Annotated in this window: 3 protein-coding genes; all 3 read left to right on the top strand. The window is 60.4% G+C overall.

The features are described 5' to 3' along the window. Positions 1 to 144 precede the first annotated feature (144 nt). Positions 145 to 1242, top strand: a complete 1098-nt coding sequence (nuoH, locus tag EPO09_RS09995) for an NADH-quinone oxidoreductase subunit NuoH (protein ID WP_290642670.1) — start codon at positions 145 to 147, stop codon at positions 1240 to 1242. Positions 1243 to 1254: 12 nt separating this feature from the next. Then, positions 1255 to 1749 (top strand): NADH-quinone oxidoreductase subunit NuoI, encoded by a 495-nt coding sequence (gene nuoI / locus EPO09_RS09990; RefSeq protein WP_290642668.1) that lies wholly within the window; start codon positions 1255 to 1257, stop codon positions 1747 to 1749. Between the two features lie 6 nt (positions 1750 to 1755). Further along, positions 1756 to 2375: NADH-quinone oxidoreductase subunit J (locus tag EPO09_RS09985; RefSeq protein WP_290642666.1), on the top strand; the 620-nt coding region annotated here is incomplete at its 3' end.

Here is a 2375-nt window from a genome sequence, read left to right as displayed (position 1 = left end):
GTGCAGTGCTGCCCGCTGTCCTCGACGCCAGCCAGCCCGCCAACGTGGTGCGCGTGCCTGCCGGTACCCCGGCCACCGCAACGCTGGGCGCATCTTTCGGCGCCATCCGCGTCGAAAAAGCCTGAAGGGTAGGGGAGACAACAGATGATTGACACCCTGTACAACACCGGAGCCGCCAACCTCGGCGCAGCCTGGCCCGTGGTCTGGTCGCTGATCAAGATCGTGGCGCTCTTGCTGCCTCTGCTGGGCTGCGTGGCCTATCTGACCCTGTGGGAGCGCAAGGCGATTGCCTGGTCGCAGATCCGTCCGGGTCCCAACCGCACAGGCCCCCTGGGCTTGCTGCAGCCTATCGCCGATGCGGTCAAGCTGATCTTCAAGGAAATCATCCTGCCATCGGCCGCGAACAAGCCTTTGTTCCTGCTGGGCCCGATCATGACGATCATGCCTGCGCTGGCTGCATGGGCTGTGGTGCCTTTTGGTCCTGAAGCTGCACTGGCCAACGTCAATGCGGGCTTGCTGTTCCTGATGGCGATCACGTCGCTGGAAGTCTATGGCGTGATCATCGCCGGCTGGGCTTCGAACTCCAAGTACGCCTTCCTGGGCGCCATCCGTGCTTCGGCGCAAATGGTGTCCTACGAAATCGCCATGGGCTTCTGCCTGGTGATCGTGCTGATGACGGCCGGCTCGCTCAACATGACTGACATCGTGCTGAGCCAGGGCAAGGGCATGTTCGCCAATTCGGGTGTGAACTTCATGTCCTGGAACTGGCTGCCGCTGCTGCCTATCACGATCGTGTACTTCATCTCTGGTCTGGCTGAAACCAACCGTCACCCCTTCGACGTGGTGGAAGGTGAATCCGAAATCGTGGCCGGTCACATGATCGAGTACTCGGGCATGGCCTTCGCGATGTTCTTCCTGGCCGAGTACGCCAACATGATCCTGGTGTCCACGCTGGCCGCCGTCATGTTCCTGGGCGGCTGGATTGCGCCAGTGTCGTTCAAGCTGCTGGGCATGACGACGCCAGACTTCATCGAGCACACGATGTACATCTGGAACTGGTTCTGGTTGTTCGCCAAGGCCTTTGTCGTCGTCACCATGTTCCTGTGGGTGCGCGCATCGTTCCCTCGCTTCCGTTATGACCAGATCATGCGTCTGGGCTGGAAGATCTTCATCCCCATCACGCTGATCTGGCTGGTTGTGGTTGGCGGCTGGATGATGTCGCCTTGGAACATCTGGAAATAAGGGGCCACCATCATGTCTGCAACGTCCCTCAAAAATTTCGTCTCCAGCTTCTTCCTGCTGGAAATGTTCAAGGGCATGGCCCTGACTGGCAAGCACGTCTTCAAACCGTACGTCACCGTGCAGTTCCCTGAAGAAAAGACGCCAATGTCGCCACGCTTCCGTGGCCTGCACGCCCAACGCCGTTATGACAACGGCGAAGAGCGCTGCATCGCCTGCAAGCTGTGCGAAGCCGTGTGCCCGGCGATGGCCATCACCATCGAGTCGGCCGTGCGTGATGACGGCCAGCGCCGCACCACGCGCTACGACATTGACCTGACCAAGTGCATCTTCTGCGGCTTCTGCGAAGAAAGCTGCCCCGTGGACGCGATCGTGGAAACCCACATCTTCGAATACCACGGCGAAAAGCGCGGCGATCTGTACTTCACCAAGGACATGCTCCTGGCGGTGGGTGATCGCTATGAAAAGGAAATCGCAGCCAACAAGGAGGCGGACGCGAAATACCGCTGACCCGATATGGACACCTTTAGCCTACTTTTCTATATCTTCGCCTCGGTGCTGGTCTTCGCGGGCTTCCGCGTGATCACCGCCAAGAGCCCCGTGAGCGCCGCACTGCATCTGGTGCTGTCGTTCTTCAGCGCCTCGTGCGTGTGGATGCTGCTGCAAGCAGAGTTCCTGGCCATCTCCCTCGTGCTCGTGTACGTGGGGGCGGTCATGGTGCTGTTCCTGTTCGTCGTGATGATGCTCGATATCAACATCGACTCCATCCGTCAGGGCTTCTGGAAGCACTTCCCACTGGCCGGTGGCATTGGCGCCGTGATTGCCGTGGAAATGGCCTTCGTGCTGACCCGCGGTTTCGATCTGCCCACTGCCAAGCCTTTCCCGCCTGACGTGGCCAAGGTGCCTAACGCCAAGGCGCTGGGCATCGAGCTGTTCACGCACTACCTGTTCCCCGTGCAGATCGCTGCCGTGATCTTGCTGGTGGCCATCATTGCCGCCATTGCACTGACCCTGCGCAAGCGCAAGGACTCTCACTTCCAGAGCCCGTCCGAGCAAGTGCGCGTGAAGAAGGGTGACCGCCTGCGCGTGGTCAAGGTGGCACCGACCATCGACGTGCCTGCCGCTGCACCCGCCGC

Source organism: Aquabacterium sp., from assembly GCF_004297345.1.
In the GTDB taxonomy this organism is placed as follows: Bacteria; Pseudomonadota; Gammaproteobacteria; order Burkholderiales; family Burkholderiaceae_C; genus Aquabacterium.
The sequence above is the reverse complement of the archived record's forward strand: the minus strand, read 5'-3'. Positions and strand labels throughout refer to the sequence as shown.

Excerpts from the sequence above, each read along its gene's own strand:
- nuoI (WP_290642668.1), top strand. The coding sequence starts at position 1,255 with ATGTCTGCAACGTCCCTCAAAAATTTCGTCTCCAGCTTCTTCCTGCTG.
- nuoH (WP_290642670.1), top strand. The coding sequence starts at position 145 with ATGATTGACACCCTGTACAACACCGGAGCCGCCAACCTCGGCGCAGCC.